This window comes from Pseudomonas sp. MDT1-17 (assembly GCF_054898105.1).
The window spans coordinates 6,009,704-6,026,256 of sequence record NZ_JBUBVM010000001.1; the positions used below are offsets into that span (position 1 = coordinate 6,009,704).

A 16,553-nucleotide genomic window follows, 5' to 3' on the forward strand; every position below is an offset into this window, starting at 1 on the left:
GAATAGCTATAGATTAGAGAGCCGGAATTTTCGATGTCGCCGTTTGCAGATAGTGTTCTGCAACGTCCAGCATTCGGTTGGCAAAACCCCATTCGTTGTCGAACCAGGCCAGGATGTTCACCAGCCGTGGGCCGGAAACTCGGGTCTGACTGGCATCGACGATGGCCGAATGTGGGTCATGATTGAAATCACAACTGGCGTGAGGCAACTCGGTGTAGGCCAGAAGGCCTTTGAGCGGGCCAGAAGTGGCGGCCTCGCGCAAAATCCGGTTGACCTCGGTGGCGTCGGTATCGCTCACGGTCTGCATCGTAATGTCGAGGCAAGACACGTTAACCGTCGGCACCCGCACGGCTTTGGCCTGAATTCTCCCGGCAAGTTCCGGTAACAGCCGTTCGATACCACGCGCCAGACCAGTGGACACCGGAATCACCGACTGAAACGCCGAACGGGTGCGGCGCAAGTCTTCGTGATGATAGGCGTCGATTACCGGCTGATCGTTCATCGCCGAGTGGATGGTGGTGATCGACACGTATTCCAGACCAATGGCCTGATCCAGCAGGCGCAACAGCGGCACGCCGCAGTTGGTGGTGCAGGACGCGTTGGACACCAGCAACTCATCACCCGTGAGGCAATCCTGGTTCACGCCGTAGACGATGGTGGCGTCGACATCCGCCTCGCTGGCCATCGGCTGGGAAAACAGCACGCGCGGTGCGCCGGCATCCAAAAAGCGCTGGCCGTCTACCCGCGTGTGGTAAGCGCCGGAGCACTCCAGCACCAGATCGACGCCCAACGACGCCCAATCGATGCCTTCGGGGGTGGCACTGCGCAGGACCTTCACGCAGTCGCCATTAATATGCAGACAATCGCCGTCGACCTTCACTTCACCGGGAAAGCGCCCGTGAGTGGAGTCGAAGCGTGTCAGGTATTCGATGCTGGCCATGTCAGCCAGATCGTTGATCGCAACAATTTCAAACCCGGCCGCCGCCCCTCGCTCGAACAACGCACGCAAGACGCAACGACCAATCCGGCCGTAGCCGTTGAGTGCAACTTTGTAAGGACGCGGTTGAGGCATGGGGTTCTCGATAGACGCGGGCAGACGAATTCTCTTTAACTACACAATCCTCTGTAGGAGCTGTCGAGTGAAACGAGGCTGCGATCTTTTAATCCTGATCTTAAAAAACAAGATCAAAAGATCGCAGCCTCGTTTCACTCGACAGCTCCTACAAGGGACCGCGGCAGACGGGGCCGCCGCGTTGTGCTTTAGTCTTCCAGCAGCTCTTCAGCCTGACCCAGGATGTTTTCCAGGGTGAAGCCGAACTCTTCGAACAAGGCTGGCGCAGGCGCCGACTCGCCGTAGGTGGTCATGCCGATGACGCGGCCTTCCAGGCCCACGTACTTGTACCAGTAGTCCGCGTGGGCGGCTTCGACGGCGATACGGGCGCTGACCTGCAATGGCAGAACCGCTTGCTTGTAGCCGGCGTCCTGAGCATCGAACACGCTGGTGCAAGGCATCGAAACAACACGCACCTTGCGACCTTGTTCGGTGAGCTTGTCGTAGGCCTGAACCGCCAGACCCACTTCGGAACCGGTGGAGATCAGGATCAACTCAGGCTCGCCTGCGCAATCCTTCAACACGTAACCGCCACGGGCGATGTCGGCGATCTGGTCGGCATTACGCTCCTGATGCTGCAGATTCTGACGCGAGAAGATCAGCGCCGAAGGGCCGTCCTTGCGTTCCAGCGCCAGTTTCCAGCACACCGCCGATTCAACGGCATCGGCTGGGCGCCAGGTGTCGAGATTCGGCGTGCTGCGCAAGCTGGTCAGTTGCTCGATCGGCTGGTGAGTCGGGCCGTCTTCGCCCAGACCGATGGAGTCGTGGGTGTAGACAAACACCACACGCTTCTTCATCAGCGAGGCCATGCGCACGGCGTTGCGGGCGTATTCCATGAACATCAGGAAGGTCGCGCCGTAAGGCACCAGACCGCCGTGCAGCGTCACGCCGTTCATGATCGCGCTCATGCCGAACTCGCGAACGCCGTAGTACATGTAGTTGCCGCTGGCGTCTTCAGCCGAAACACCTTTGCAACCTTTCCACAGGGTCAGGTTGGAACCGGCCAGGTCAGCGGAGCCGCCCAGCAGTTCAGGCAACAGCGGGCCGTACGCATTCAGTGCGTTCTGGCTGGCTTTACGGCTGGCAATGGTTTCGCCCTTGGCAGCGACTTCAGCAATATAAGCCGAGGCTTTTTCAGCGAAGTCTTCCGGCAGGTCGCCGCTCAGACGACGAATCAGCTCGTTGGCCAACTCAGGGAACGCTGCAGAGTAGGCAGCGAAACGCTGATCCCACTCGGCTTCGGCCGCGCGACCGGTTTCCTTGGCATCCCATTCGGCGTAGATGTCGGCCGGGATTTCGAACGGACCGAAGTTCCAGTTCAGTGCCTTTCGGGTCAAGGCAATTTCCGCGTCACCCAGCGGGGCGCCGTGGCAGTCTTCTTTACCTTGCTTGTTCGGCGAACCGAAACCGATGGTGGTCTTGCAGCAGATCAGCGTCGGCTGCTCGCTTTTACGCGCAGTTTCGATCGCGATCTTGATCTCTTCAGGGTCGTGACCGTCAACGTTGCGGATGACCTGCCAGTTGTAGGCTTCGAAACGCTTAGGCGTGTCGTCGGTGAACCAGCCTTCGACTTCGCCGTCGATGGAGATGCCGTTGTCATCGTAGAAGGCGATCAGTTTGCCCAGGCCCAAGGTACCGGCCAGAGAGCCGACTTCGTGGGAAATACCTTCCATCATGCAGCCATCACCCAGGAACACGTAGGTGTGGTGGTCGACGACGTTGTGGCCCGGACGGTTGAACTGCGCCGCCAGGACTTTTTCTGCCAGGGCAAAACCCACGGCGTTGGCCAGGCCTTGGCCCAGGGGACCGGTGGTGGTTTCAACGCCTGGGGTGTAGCCAAATTCCGGGTGACCCGGGGTGCGGCTGTGCAGCTGGCGGAAGTTCTTCAGGTCATCGATCGACAGATCGTAGCCGGTCAGGTGCAGCAGCGAGTAGATCAACATCGAGCCGTGACCGTTGGACAGCACGAAGCGGTCACGGTCGGCGAACGATGGATTGCTCGGGTTGTGCTTCAGGTAGTCACGCCAAAGTACTTCGGCGATATCCGCCATACCCATAGGGGCACCGGGATGGCCGCTGTTGGCTTTTTGCACGGCATCCATGCTGAGGGCACGAATGGCGTTGGCACGCTCACGACGGCTGGGCATCGCTGTTCTCCTGCGGGTTCTGAATCAAGAGTGAATAAAACGAAACGGAAAAAAGGCGAGCATTTTCCCTCACCGACACGCCTCGGGGCAATGACAGATAGTCACCTGAAGGCGTTTTTCCGGTGGATAAAGTCGCATTCGCCTGGTGAAACCTTTCCGCTGACGATTTGTAGAGTGACCCTTTCCATGAGAAGTGCCATCTATCGAGCAATATCAAAACTTTTTGATATTGCTCTTGCGGTGATTTCTGACCGTCACTAGACTGCTTGCCTTATGAATTTACGTGCGCCTTCCATTCGACCTGACGATTGCGATGAGCTGGCGGCCCTGTGCAAGGCCGGCGGCGATCCTCTGCGCCTGAATGTATTGCGCGCGTTGGCCAACGATTCGTTTGGCGTACTGGAACTGGCGCAGATCTTTGGCATCGGCCAGTCCGGTATGAGTCATCACCTCAAGGTATTGGCACAGGCCGATCTGGTGGCGACGCGCCGTGAAGGCAACGCGATTTTCTACCGTCGCGCCCTGCCCCATACCGACCTGCTGGGTGGCAAGTTGCACGCGGCCCTGCTCGAAGAAGTGGACAATCTGACCCTGCCTGCCGAGGTGCAGTCGCGGATCGGTCAGGTCCATGGGCAACGCGCGGCGGCCAGCCAGGACTTTTTCTCACGGGTCGCGGAGAAGTTTCGCGCCCAGCAAGACTTGATTGCCGGTCTGCCGCAATACCGTGAAAGCGTTGTGGCATTGCTCGACAAGTTGAGTTTCAGCGAAGGCGCCACGGCCATCGAAGTCGGCCCCGGTGACGGTGCATTTTTGCCGGAACTGGCGCGTCGTTTCACCCAGGTGACGGCGCTGGACAACAGCCCGGCGATGCTCGAACTGGCGCGTCAGGTTTGCGAACGTGAACCGCTGGCTAACGTCAGCCTGCAATTAGCCGATGCATTGAACGGTGTAAACCTCAAGGCTGACTGCGTTGTACTGAACATGGTGCTGCACCATTTCGCCGCACCGGCCGAAGCGCTCAAGCACATGGCCGACTTGCTACAACCGGGCGGTAGCCTGCTCGTGACAGAGTTATGTAGCCACAACCAGAGTTGGGCCAGGGAGGCCTGCGGTGATCTCTGGTTGGGGTTTGAACAGGACGATTTGGCCCGTTGGGCCACCGCTGCGGGACTCGTTCCCGGGGAAAGCCTCTATGTAGGCTTACGTAATGGTTTCCAGATCCAGGTCCGCCATTTTCAGCGACCGGCTGGCGACACTCACCATCGGTAAATTCAGGAAAAAATCGAGATGAGCGAATACTCCCTCTTCACCTCCGAGTCCGTGTCCGAAGGGCATCCGGACAAAATCGCCGACCAGATTTCCGATGCGGTGCTGGACGCCATCATTGCTGAAGACAAATTCGCCCGTGTAGCGGTCGAAACGCTGGTTAAAACCGGCGTGGCAATCATCGCAGGTGAAGTCACCACGTCGGCCTGGGTCGACCTGGAAGAGATCGTGCGTAACGTCATTCTGGACATCGGCTACAACAGCTCCGATGTCGGCTTCGACGGCGCCACGTGCGGCGTGATGAACATCATCGGCAAGCAGTCTCCTGACATCAACCAGGGCGTTGACCGTGCCAAGCCTGAAGATCAAGGCGCCGGCGACCAGGGCCTGATGTTCGGCTATGCCAGCAACGAAACCGACGTGCTGATGCCAGCGCCGATCACCTTCTCGCACCAGTTGGTTCAGCGTCAGGCCCAAGCCCGTAAATCCGGCCTGCTGCCTTGGCTGCGCCCGGACGCCAAGTCGCAAGTGACTTGCCGTTACGAAGGCGGCAAGGTTGTTGGTATCGACGCCGTTGTACTGTCGACTCAGCACAACCCTGACGTGTCGTACAAAGACCTGCGTGAAGGCGTGATGGAGCTGATCGTCAAGCACGTACTGCCTGCCGAACTGCTGAGCAAAGACACCCAGTTCCACATCAATCCGACCGGCCAGTTCATCATCGGTGGCCCGGTTGGCGATTGCGGCCTGACCGGTCGCAAGATCATCGTCGACAGCTACGGCGGCATGGCCCGTCACGGCGGCGGCGCGTTCTCCGGCAAAGATCCATCGAAGGTTGACCGTTCGGCCGCCTACGCCGGTCGTTACGTGGCCAAAAACATCGTGGCGGCCGGCCTGGCCGAGCGTTGCGAGATCCAGGTTTCCTACGCGATCGGTGTTGCTCAGCCGACTTCGATCTCGTTGAACACCTTCGGCACCGGCAAAATCAGCGACGACAAAATCGTCAAACTGGTTCGTGAAGTGTTCGACCTGCGTCCATACGCAATCACCACCATGCTCGACCTGCTGCACCCGATGTACCAGGAAACCGCGGCGTACGGCCACTTCGGTCGCACCCCGACCACCAAGACTGTGGGCGAAGACACGTTCACCACCTTCACCTGGGAAAAGACCGACCGCGCCGATTCCTTGCGCGCCGCTGCTGGCCTGTAAGACTTCACCGGCGGTACCAAAAGCCCCGCACGGTTCGCCGTGCGGGGCTTTTTTTGGTGCGCCAGGCATGGCGCGTTGCGCGCAAGCGCAACCAGTTTGGCTATGGTGGCCACGCTGGTGACTTGGAGGTGAAAGTCCTCTACACACCCGGCAAGGGGAAGTGTTAGCCAGAGGCAAGGGTGTCGCGGGTGACTGCGAATCTGAAGGAAGCCCGAGGCAAAATGCTGGCCTGACGAACAGGAAGCGGATTAGGCGGCGTAGCGGGGTAAGGTAGCCAAAATTGCCAAAGCCCAATACTTGCACGGAGCGCTACGACGTAGATCCGACAGGCATAAGCAGGAAGGTCGCGCGAATTACCCTGGGAGATCTGTTTAGCCTGCCATGTGCTACCGGCGTCGCGAGATGACGGGATGGGCGACAGAAGTCAGCAGAGGCCGTAGTAGTTGCTCGAAACCGGAGTAATGAAGGGCTGAACCTGCCATGAGTAGATAGTCGGGTGTGATCTCTGTTGGAGCGTAAAGCAGAAACTCCGCGTAGCGGGGGTCGAGACCATCAGGAGGTAGGAGCCGGAAGCTCCGAGGGCCGGTCTGGGCGCTTAGATACCGCAGGCGACACATCAACGGAACCAAGCTCGCTGACGTTGTTTGTCAGTAGGCAGGAACCGCCGTATACGGAACCGTATGTACGGTGGTGTGAGAGGACGGCGGGGGCAACCCCGCCTCCTACTCGATCGCGAAAATCGAATGATCGCAGCCTCGTTTCACTCGACAGCTCCTACAGGGATTTGTGTAGGAGCTGTCGAGTGAAACGAGGCTGCGATCTCTTGATCTTCCTGCCTCTCGAAACACACCGAAAAACATCCTCGCTACCGACGCCCGAAAGCTGACTAGCCTTGAAAGCATTCTCCCTGAGCAAGGATGCTCACGATGCTTCTGCGCCTGTTTTTCTGTTTTTTTCTGACCTTTCTTTGCCTGAGTTCAAACGCTGCCGAGTGCCCCAACTGGCCAGCCGCACGCGCCCTGGACGAAGTCTCGTCACTGCAAAAACAAATCGACCGCTGGGACGACAGCTATCACCGGGAAGGCCGCTCATTGGTCGCCGACGAACTCTACGATCAGTCCCGTGTGCGACTGACCGAATGGCGCACCTGTTTTGGCCTGGCCCAATCCGCGGAACCGTTACGCACCGCGGGCGGCACGATTCCTCACCCTATCGCCCACACAGGCCTGGAAAAACTCCACGAGGGTCGCGCCGTCGAAGCGTGGCTAAACGGTCGGAGCGATGTCTGGATTCAGCCAAAAATCGACGGCGTGGCAGTGACGCTGATCTACCGCAAAGGCCTGCTGACTCAGGCAATCAGTCGCGGTGACGGGGTAAATGGCCAGGACTGGACGTCTTCGGCACACCAGATCGCCGCCATCCCCCAACGATTGCCACAACCACTGGACCTGCTGCTGCAAGGTGAGCTCTATTGGCGTCTGACCGACCACGTACAGGCGCAGGCCGGCAGCCTCAACGCACGCGCTACAGTGGCCGGTTTGATGGCCCGTAAAAAATTGAGCATTGAGCAAGCCGCCGGGATCGGCCTGTTTGTCTGGGACTGGCCCCAAGGCCCGGCCAGTTTGCCCGCCCGCGTTGCGACTCTGGATGAGCTGGGTTTCCCCAGCTCCGCACCTTACAGTCACCCGATCAAGGTATTCGCCGACGTCGAACGCTGGCGAGATCACTGGTATCGCACGCCCCTGCCCTTCACCACTGATGGCATTGTCCTGCGCCAGGGACAGCGTCCACCCGCCGAGCGCTGGCAGGCCAAACCGCCTTATTGGAGCGTCGCCTGGAAATACCCTTTTGCTCAGGCGTTGGCCGAGGTGCGCAAGGTCCACTTCAAGATTGGACGGACCGGTCGGATCACGCCGGTCCTGGAACTGACACCGGTAATGCTTGATGACCGGCAGATCAAGCGAGTCAGTGTGAGCTCACTGCAACGCTGGGAAACGCTGGATATCCGGCCTGGAGACCAGGTCGCCATCAGCCTGGCAGGCCTGACCATTCCAAGGCTCGACGGTGTCATGCTGCGCAGTACCGAACGCGCTGAATTGAGCGTACCGCTGGCAGAGGACTTTCATCATTTGAGTTGCTGGCAGCCGACACCGGGGTGCGTAAGCCAATTCCTCGCCCGACTGACCTGGCTCAGCGGCAAGCAAGGACTCGCTTTGCCACATGTTGGCCCTGGCACTTGGGAGAAACTTTTCGAAACAGGCCGCCTGAACGGCCTCCTGGATTGGTTGACCCTCGAGGCTCAAGAGCTTGCTAACATTGACGGCTCGGCGAACGCAGCAGTGCTCGTCTTTTGAACAGCTTCAACAGTGCCCGGCAACGCCCCTTCGCTCGCTGGCTCAAGGCCTTGGGTTTGCCACCGACCGGCCAGGCACGCCTCGCCAACTCATGGCAAGAACTGGCCCAACGAAGCACCGAACAATGGCAGGCAGAACCTGGCATTGGCCCGGGACGCGCAGCGCAATTGAGCGCATTTTTCCGCGACCCGCAGGTCCTGGCCTTGAGTGAAACATTACGCGTTGCCGGGATTGACGGTTTTTAATGACGGGTCATGCCACCAACCCGGAACCCAATAGTGCCGCTGGGCTCAAACACCCCATCGCCACATCGACCCGATTGCCTTTTCACATGGAGCTTTTATGAAACTTCTTTCACCGCTGGCCCTGTTGACCCTTTGCAGCGTGATGGCCGCTCCACTGATGGCCGCCGAAGAAGCTCCGGGGCTGACCGGCTGCGCCGCGAAGAAGCAGGGCATCATCAATCAGATTGAACTGGCCAAATCCCATGGTAATGCTGATCAGCAGGCTGGCCTTGAAACGGCCCTGAGCGAAGTCACCGCTCATTGCACCGACGCTTCGCTGAAGAAAGAACGGGAGAACAAAGCGCTCGACGCCAAGCACGAAGTCAGCACGCGTCAGGCTGATCTCGACAAGGCAATGAAGAAAGGCGACGCCGAGAAGATCAACAAGCGCAAAGACAAACTCGCCGAGTCCCGCAAGGCATTGCAGGACGCACTCGATGAGTTGGATAAGTAAGGATCAATGATCCCGAAACTCTTTATGGCACGCACTACAGGCATCCTCGACTTTCTGCACTGCCGGGCCCAGGTTACTGGCCTTGTAAGGCTGAACCTTGCTGGCAATCAACAATTCACCGGTGGCGGCTTCAAGGGTGCGGACCATTTCCTGGAAGCGTGCCTGCTGCTGCCACACATTGTCCTTGGCGCTGGTGTGATCTTCTTCGCGCACCTGCGGAAAATGTTTCCAGGGTTCATGGGACAACGCGTCGAGTTTCACGGCGCCTTCAGCGAATTTCGGACCGTCAAATGGAATGCGACCACGCAACATGCCGCCCAGGTCTTCGCCAGTCTTGAGCATTTGCTTGAAGATTGCCTTGCGCTGGCCCAGCGGCGAGTTGGGGTCGACACCACCGCAGGCGGACAGCGTCAGGCAGGCCAGCAATACAACAGAAATTCTTTTAAGAGTCATGGTGGCTTCAGGTCACGGGAAACGGCGGCCAGTATCCTCGCGTCATCGGCAAAGACCAATAGCCCTATTATCAATACGGGTTGTTTGAGCGCATGGAGCACTCAGGCAACCAGCAAAGGAATTACTCCATGAACAGCCGTATCAAGGCATGGCGTCACAACCTCGCCTGGACCCTTCCGATGGTGGCCGTGCTTGCGGGCTGCACCGGTGGCGACAGCGACAAACCGAAAACCCACGCCCTGGCCACCTACTCCAGCGCCACGTGGGAAGCACTTCCGACGGTGTCCGACAACGACCTGGTCGCCGGCTTCGGCTCGTGGCGCAGCGCTTGCACCCGACTCAAAGCCGACCCGGTCTGGGGCTCGACGTGTGCGGCTGCCGCCAACGTGCCGCAAACCGCCAACGATATTCGTGGCTTCCTCAAGCAGAACCTCGACGTCTACGGACTGCGCGCCGCCAATGACAATCCCAACGGCTTGATCACCGGTTATTACGAGCCGGTCTACCCCGGCAGCCTGACACAGACCGAAGCGGCGAACATCCCGGTGTACGGCGTACCCGAGGACATGATCATCGTCTCCCTGGACAGCATTTATCCGGAACTCAAAGGCAAACGCCTGCGTGGACGACTCGAAGGTCGCGTGCTCAAGCCTTACGACGATGCGGCAACGATTGAAACCAAAGGCGTCAAGGCACCGGTTGTTGCGTGGCTGACCGATCCGATGAACCTGCAATTTCTGCAAATTCAGGGCTCGGGCCGCATTCAACTCGACGACGGCCGTCAATTGCGCATTGCGTATGCCGACCAGAACGGTCACCCCTATCGACCCATCGGCCGCTGGCTGGTCGATCAGGGCGAGCTGAAAAAGGAAGAGGTGACCATGGGCACCATCAGCAATTGGGCCAAGGCCAATCCGACGCGCATTCCGGAACTGTTGGGCAGCAACCCCAGCTACGTGTTCTTCACTCGCAACCCGGACAGCAACGAAGGGCCTCGCGGCTCGCTGAACGTACCGCTGACCGCAGGCTATAGCGCGGCGGTGGATCGCAAAGTGATTCCGCTGGGCAGTCTGTTGTGGTTATCGACGACTAAACCGGATGGCTCCGCACTGGTGCGCCCGGTAGCCGCTCAAGACACCGGCGGCGCAATTGCCGGCGAGGTCCGTGCGGACCTGTTCTGGGGCACGGGCGATGCGGCCGGGCAATTGGCCGGCGACATGAAACAGCAGGGGCAGATCTGGATGCTCTGGCCTAAAGGCGCAGCCCTGCCTCAAGTGCCTCAGGTGACCGACAAGCTTTAAAGTCAAAAGACCGCAGGCTCGCCGCAAAATCGCGGATGAGGGTAGGAGCTGGCGAAGCCTGCGATCTCTTGATCTTGCTCTTAAACAGAAACCACAAAGAAACTGACGATCAACCCAATCCCCACCAACCACATCAGCGACCGCAAAATCGCCCAGTCCGCCAAGTAGCAAATGATGTACAGCAGCCGACTGGTGATGAACAACACCGACAGCACATTGATCGTCACCAGTTCGGCATTGCCGGCCAGGTGCGCAACGATCACCGCCGCCGCGAACGCGGGAGTCACTTCCAAACCGTTCAGATGCGCCGCATACGCGCGTCGGCCAAAACCATTCAGTGACTCGAGAAAGTCACGGGGGTCATGGTTGTCTTTCGGCCTGAACCCGCCACTGACCCTGGCGATGCCCGTGCAGATATAGGGCAGGAAAATCGCGATCAAAATGCACCACAGAGCAACCGTCATAACGCAATCCCTTCTTCAAGTTTCAAGAGTCGAGCTCCAGTCAAAACTTCATCACCAACATGCCGATCAGTACCAGCCCACAGGCTAAGAGCCGAGGCCTGCCGAAAGGTTCTTTCAGGTAACGCATGCCGAACAGCACCACCAGAATCACGCTGATCTCGCGCAATGCCGCCGCTTCGGCAATCGAGCCCAGCTGCATGGCCCACAGCACCAGAGCGTAGCTGAACAACACGCAAAACCCGACTGCCAACCCCAGTCGCCACTGCTCACGCCAGAACAACATGAAGGCCGGTCGCTTGCGCACCAGAGCCAGTAACGGAAACGGCCAGGCGCTGAGCAACGTGACCCACACCAGGTAATCCAGCGGATGCGACCAGCGTCGCAACGCCTGGCCGTCGATGAAGGTGTAGCAGCCGATGCACAGGCCGATCAACGCCACCACCGGCAGCATCGACCATGGCAAACGCGCGCCGCCACCGCCCTGCCAGAGCAGGCAAAGCATGCCAAACGGGATCAGCAGAATCCCGAAAATCTGCTGGTTCGTCAGCACTTCCCCGGCAAAAATCAGTGTCAGCGCCAGCACCACCAGCGGCGACAAGCCACGCATCAGCGGGTAGACCAACCCGAGGTCGCCGACGCGGTACGCCTGAATCAGCAGATAGCGATAGAGCAACTCGAACGCCGCCGACGCCAGAATCCACGGCCAGATTTCCAGAGGCGGCAAGTTCACGAACGGCAGCATCACCGCGACAAACAACATCGCCACGCTGTCCATGCAGGCCACCACCAACAATCGTTCCGCACTGAATTTGATCAGGCTATTCCACGCCGCATGCAACAGCGCCGCGACTAACACCAGTGCTGTTGCAAGCACGGCACACTCCCTTATTTATTTTTGTCCCTACGGAAGGCGCCCAGATAATTGATTCGCCATATGTCAGCAGCTGTTTATACTGCAAGCGACCACGCCGCACTCAGTTGCGCACAGACTAACTCCAATAATTTTTGCCACCGCCCGCTCTCGTCGAGAACGGGCGTCGGCATGCGTATGCCTGATCAGAGCGTCAAGACTACCGACAGAGACCCTGCGCATGCCACTCGCCTTGCTTGCCCTCGCTGTTGCCGCATTCGGCATCGGCACCACTGAATTCGTCATCATGGGCTTGCTGCCCGATGTCGCCCGCGACCTCGCCGTGAGCATTCCCCACGCTGGCCTGCTGATCACCGGCTACGCACTGGGCGTGGTGTTCGGTGCGCCGATCCTCGCGGTCGGCACCTCCAACATGCCGCGCAAAGCCACGTTGCTGGGCATGACACTGATGTTCATCCTCGGCAACATCCTCTGCGCCCTGGCACCGAACTACGCCACGCTGATGGCCGCGCGGGTGGTTACCGCGTTGTGCCACGGAGCGTTCTTCGGCATAGGGTCGGTGGTTGCCGCCAGTCTGGTAGCCCCGAACAAACGCGCCCAGGCGATTGCACTGATGTTCACCGGTTTGACCCTGGCCAACGTGCTGGGTGTGCCATTGGGCACCGCACTCGGGCAGTACGCTGGCTGGCGCTCGACGTTTTGGGCGGTGTCAGTGATCGGCGTGATTGCCGCGATCGCGCAGTGGGTCTGGTTGCCGAAGGACATCGCCATGGACAAGGCCAACCTGGCCAGCGAGTTCAAAGTGCTGGGCAAAGTGAATGTGTTGCTGGCGTTGGGCATGAGCGTGCTGGCGTCAACCAGCCTGTTCAGCGTCTTCACTTACATTGCCCCCATCCTGCAAGACATCACCGGCGTCAGCCCGCATGGGGTGACCCTCATGTTGTTGTTATTTGGTGTGGGGTTGACCGCGGGCAGCATGCTCGGTGGTCGACTGGCGGACAGTCGTTTGCTGCCTTCGCTGGTCGGCATGGCGCTGGCCGTAGCAGTTGTATTGGCTGCCTTTAGCCAGACCAGCCACTCGGTGATTCCGGCGGCGATCACGCTGGTGTTGTGGGGGATCTTCGCCTTTGCCCTGTGCCCGATTTTGCAACTGCTGATCATCGATCAGGCCCATGAAGCGCCAAACCTCGGTTCGACCTTGAACCAGAGCGCGTTCAACCTCGGGAACGCGGCCGGCGCGTGGATTGGCGGGCTGGTTGTTGCCAGCGGTGCAGATCTGGCGGACTTGCCGTGGACCGGCGCACTGGTGAGTGGTTTGACGGTGGTGACGGCTGTTTTCTACATCTATCTGCAACGTCGTGGGGCGGGTGTGGTCAATGTGCCTGGCTGATGGCTCGGGTGGCCCTTGATCTAACAAAGATTTCAAACTTATTACTTTTTGCTCTCCTGCGGGTCGGGCTCCGGGCCTTGATCCGCAGACTTCTTCGGCGGCCCGCTCTCGCTGCGAATCTGCGCATGGCTGATCAGCGCAAAGATGAAGCTGCCGCCGATGATGTTCCCCGCCAGCGTCGGCCCGGCGAACACCTGCCAGAAATCCTTCCACGGCAGCTGGCCGGCAAACACCAGATACGAGACCTCCGCCGAGCCGACCACGATGTGGGTGAAATCCCCCAGCGCCATGAGGTACGTGATGAGGATGATAATCCACATCTTCGCGCTCTCCATGGACGGAATCATCCAGACCATGGTGGCGATCATCCAGCCTGACACAATGCCTTTGGCGAACATCTGGCTGGCGTCGTTCTCCATGATCTTGCGCCCGATCTCGAGGAAAGCCAGGTCGGTCTTACTGTCGAAAATCGGCAGATGCAGCATCACATACGCCACCAGCAACGTGCCGCAGAGGTTGCCCACCAGCACCACTGACCACAGGCGTAGCAACCGACCGAAATTGTTCAGTGTGGGTTTGGTCATGATCGGCAGCACAGCCGTCAACGTGTTCTCGGTGAACAATTGCTGACGGGCGAGGATCACCGCGAGAAAACCTGCGCAGTAACCGAAACTGGCGATCACCTTAAAGCCTTCGCCGTCTGGCAGACGGGAATTGAGCAGCCCCATGGCCATCAGCGACAGGCCCATGGTCAGGCCGGCCGCCAGCGCCGACCACCACAAGGCGGCAACGCTGCGCTCAAGCTCCTGATCGCCCTGGGTGCGGATGATTTCGTGCAGCACCGCCGCCCGCGGCGGCTGGCTCTTGTCGACGTCGTGCTGTTCTTCAGGCGAGAGGTTCGGGGTCTTGCCTTCTTTCTTAGTGTCCATAAAGCTCCGGAACCGGTGGTGTGTCATGTAGGTACGACACGCGGGGTCAGGGTCCGTTCTGTAGGAGCTGCCGAAGGCTGCGATCTTTTGATCCTGCTTTTCAGCGGACAGTGACGTCGCCAGGATCAAGGTCAAAAGATCGCAGCCTTCGGCAGCTCCTACTCGCTCGCATTACTCGCTGATGCCATCATCCTTGAACTGGTCTTGGACATACTTGATCTCAGTCCGGCCGTGCGGAGCAGGCAAGCCGTCTTCACCCAGATTGACGAAAACAATCTTCTCCACCGTCAGGATGCTTTTGCGGGTGATCTTGTTACGCACTTCGCACTTCAGGGTGATTGAGGTGCGACCGAACTCGGTGGCGGTGATGCCCAGTTCGATGATGTCGCCCTGACGCGAGGCGCTGACGAAGTTGATCTCTGAAATGTACTTGGTCACCACACGCTGATTGCCCAGTTGGACGATGGCGTAGATCGCCGCCTCTTCGTCGAGCCAGCGCAACAGGCTGCCGCCGAACAGCGTGCCGTTGGGGTTGAGATCTTCGGGTTTTACCCATTTGCGGGTGTGGAAATTCATATTCACTCCTGAGCGTCTTGCCGAATGATGGTGGGCATCATGGCAGAGCCCGACCCAGGGCTCTATCACGCATCGACTATGGCCTCGATTACCGTTCAGACATTGACCAACAGAAACGCTTTGGAAGTATCGCTCACACGGCTATAATCGCCACCGTTTCAAAACGGTCATCTTCAATTGATACCGTTTTCCCGCCACCTGTCCGAGGGGCGCTGCAGCAGGTTCGACCTGTCAGGCTCGGATGGGGCGTTGCTTGACCGTTATCGGTCAGACACTAAACGCACAACGGCGCCCATTCGCATACATTACGAATGGAGGCTCATCATGAGCGCTGTTATCACGCCTGCAGATTTTACCGATTACAAAGTGGCCGACATGTCCCTGGCTGCCTGGGGCCGTCGCGAAACCATCATCGCCGAATCCGAAATGCCGGCCCTGATGGGTCTGCGCCGCAAGTACGCCGGTGAGCTGCCGCTCAAAGGCGCCAAGATCCTCGGCTGCATCCACATGACCATTCAGACTGCCGTGCTGATCGAAACCCTGGTTGCCCTGGGTGCCGAAGTACGCTGGTCGTCCTGCAACATTTTCTCGACTCAAGACCAGGCCGCTGCTGCTATCGCCGCTGCCGGCATCGCGGTTTACGCCTGGAAAGGCGAAACCGAACAAGAGTACGAGTGGTGCCTGGAGCAAACCATCCTCAAGGATGGCGCGCCTTGGGATGCCAACATGATCCTCGACGACGGCGGCGACCTGACCGAGCTGCTGCACAAGAAATATCCGGCGATCCTGGACCGCGTCCACGGCGTCACCGAAGAAACCACCACGGGCGTTCACCGCCTGCTGGACATGCTGGCCAAGGGCGAGCTGAAAATCCCGGCCATCAACGTCAACGACTCGGTGACCAAGAGCAAGAACGACAACAAGTACGGCTGCCGTCACAGCCTGAACGACGCGATCAAGCGCGGTACCGACCACCTGCTGTCCGGCAAGCAAGCGCTGGTCATCGGTTACGGTGACGTGGGCAAGGGTTCGGCCCAGTCCCTGCGTCAGGAAGGCATGATCGTTAAAGTCTCCGAAATCGACCCGATCTGCGCCATGCAAGCCTGCATGGATGGCTACGAGCTGGTTTCGCCGTTCATCGACGGTATCAACAACGGTACTGAAGCAAGCATCGACAAAGCGCTGTTGGGCAAGATCGACCTGATCGTGACCACCACCGGTAACGTCAATGTTTGCGACTCGAACATGCTCAAAGCCCTGAAGAAGCGCGCTGTTGTCTGCAACATCGGCCACTTCGACAACGAAATCGACACTGCTTTCATGCGCAAGAACTGGGCATGGGAAGAAGTGAAGCCACAGGTTCACAAGATCCACCGTACCGGCCCTGGCGCATTTGACGCTCAGAACGACGACTACCTGATCCTGCTGGCCGAAGGCCGTCTGGTTAACCTGGGTAACGCAACCGGCCACCCAAGCCGTATCATGGACGGTTCGTTCGCCAACCAGGTTCTGGCACAGATCTTCCTGTTCGGCCAGAAGTACGCCGACCTGTCGCCAGCCCAGAAAGCCGAGCGTCTGACCGTTGAAGTACTGCCGAAGAAACTCGACGAAGAAGTGGCCCTGGAAATGGTCCGCGGTTTCGGCGGTGTAGTGACTCAACTGACCAAGACTCAGGCCGACTATATCGGCGTGACCGTCGAAGGTCCGTTCAAGCCACACGCTTACCGCTACTGATTGGCGC

At 59.1% G+C, this 16,553-nt stretch carries 13 protein-coding genes, 1 pseudogene and 1 riboswitch; of the genes and pseudogenes, 7 read left to right on the forward strand and 7 right to left on the reverse strand.

The window, feature by feature from the left end:
* Positions 1-13 precede the first annotated feature (13 nt).
* On the reverse strand, positions 14-1,072 hold the full coding sequence (gene epd / locus ACYZTX_RS27765) for an erythrose-4-phosphate dehydrogenase (protein ID WP_462036689.1): 1,059 nt from the start codon (positions 1,070-1,072) through the stop codon (positions 14-16).
* 188 nt (positions 1,073-1,260) lie between these two features.
* Complete coding sequence (gene tkt, locus ACYZTX_RS27770) at positions 1,261-3,258, reverse strand: transketolase (RefSeq protein WP_462036690.1); 1,998 nt, start codon at positions 3,256-3,258, stop codon at positions 1,261-1,263.
* 273 nt (positions 3,259-3,531) lie between these two features.
* On the opposite strand from tkt, the gene ACYZTX_RS27775 reads away from it, so the two are divergent.
* The 4 genes and pseudogenes from ACYZTX_RS27775 to ACYZTX_RS27790 all read left to right on the forward strand — a co-directional run bounded on the left by ACYZTX_RS27775 (position 3,532) and on the right by ACYZTX_RS27790 (position 8,828).
* Positions 3,532-4,527 (forward strand): ArsR/SmtB family transcription factor, encoded by a 996-nt coding sequence (locus tag ACYZTX_RS27775; RefSeq protein ID WP_462036691.1) that lies wholly within the window; start codon positions 3,532-3,534, stop codon positions 4,525-4,527.
* A gap of 18 nt (positions 4,528-4,545) precedes the next feature.
* The gene (metK, locus tag ACYZTX_RS27780; RefSeq protein WP_008151990.1) at positions 4,546-5,736 is read left to right on the forward strand and encodes a methionine adenosyltransferase; all 1,191 of its coding nucleotides are present in this window, start codon (positions 4,546-4,548) and stop codon (positions 5,734-5,736) included.
* A gap of 926 nt (positions 5,737-6,662) precedes the next feature.
* Positions 6,663-8,335 (forward strand): annotated as a pseudogene (ligB, locus tag ACYZTX_RS27785) (NAD-dependent DNA ligase LigB).
* A 97-nt stretch (positions 8,336-8,432) separates the two neighbouring features.
* Positions 8,433-8,828 (forward strand): DUF1090 domain-containing protein, encoded by a 396-nt coding sequence (locus ACYZTX_RS27790; protein ID WP_462036692.1) that lies wholly within the window; start codon positions 8,433-8,435, stop codon positions 8,826-8,828.
* A 3-nt stretch (positions 8,829-8,831) separates the two neighbouring features.
* Here ACYZTX_RS27790 and ACYZTX_RS27795 read toward each other — a convergent pair whose 3' ends face one another.
* Entirely contained in the window at positions 8,832-9,281 is a 450-nt protein-coding gene (locus tag ACYZTX_RS27795) for a c-type cytochrome (RefSeq protein WP_462036693.1), read from the reverse strand.
* Between the two features lie 128 nt (positions 9,282-9,409).
* Here ACYZTX_RS27795 and mltA point away from each other — a divergent pair, with 128 nt between their 5' ends.
* On the forward strand, positions 9,410-10,582 hold the full coding sequence (mltA, locus tag ACYZTX_RS27800; RefSeq protein ID WP_462036694.1) for a murein transglycosylase A: 1,173 nt from the start codon (positions 9,410-9,412) through the stop codon (positions 10,580-10,582).
* A gap of 80 nt (positions 10,583-10,662) precedes the next feature.
* On the opposite strand, the gene ACYZTX_RS27805 is transcribed toward mltA, so the two are convergent.
* Both ACYZTX_RS27805 and ACYZTX_RS27810 read right to left on the reverse strand, forming a co-directional pair.
* On the reverse strand, positions 10,663-11,046 hold the full coding sequence (locus ACYZTX_RS27805; protein WP_462036695.1) for an MAPEG family protein: 384 nt from the start codon (positions 11,044-11,046) through the stop codon (positions 10,663-10,665).
* Between the two features lie 40 nt (positions 11,047-11,086).
* Positions 11,087-11,920: an EamA family transporter gene (locus ACYZTX_RS27810; protein ID WP_462036696.1), complete on the reverse strand. Its 834-nt coding sequence runs from the start codon at positions 11,918-11,920 to the stop codon at positions 11,087-11,089.
* Between the two features lie 217 nt (positions 11,921-12,137).
* On the opposite strand from ACYZTX_RS27810, the gene ACYZTX_RS27815 reads away from it, so the two are divergent.
* A complete protein-coding gene (locus tag ACYZTX_RS27815; protein WP_462036697.1) occupies positions 12,138-13,307 on the forward strand; it encodes an MFS transporter in 1,170 nt (389 codons plus the stop codon).
* 41 nt (positions 13,308-13,348) lie between these two features.
* Here ACYZTX_RS27815 and ACYZTX_RS27820 read toward each other — a convergent pair whose 3' ends face one another.
* Positions 13,349-14,236, reverse strand: coding sequence for a formate/nitrite transporter family protein (locus ACYZTX_RS27820; protein WP_462036698.1), 888 nt, complete (start codon positions 14,234-14,236; stop codon positions 13,349-13,351).
* 171 nt (positions 14,237-14,407) lie between these two features.
* A complete protein-coding gene (locus ACYZTX_RS27825; RefSeq protein WP_462036699.1) occupies positions 14,408-14,812 on the reverse strand; it encodes an acyl-CoA thioesterase in 405 nt (134 codons plus the stop codon).
* Between the two features lie 198 nt (positions 14,813-15,010).
* Positions 15,011-15,113: riboswitch (S-adenosyl-L-homocysteine riboswitch) on the forward strand.
* 23 nt (positions 15,114-15,136) lie between these two features.
* Between ACYZTX_RS27825 and ACYZTX_RS27830 the strand changes: the two genes are divergently transcribed.
* Positions 15,137-16,546, forward strand: coding sequence for an adenosylhomocysteinase (locus tag ACYZTX_RS27830; protein ID WP_462036700.1), 1,410 nt, complete (start codon positions 15,137-15,139; stop codon positions 16,544-16,546).
* Positions 16,547-16,553: the final 7 nt, after the last annotated feature.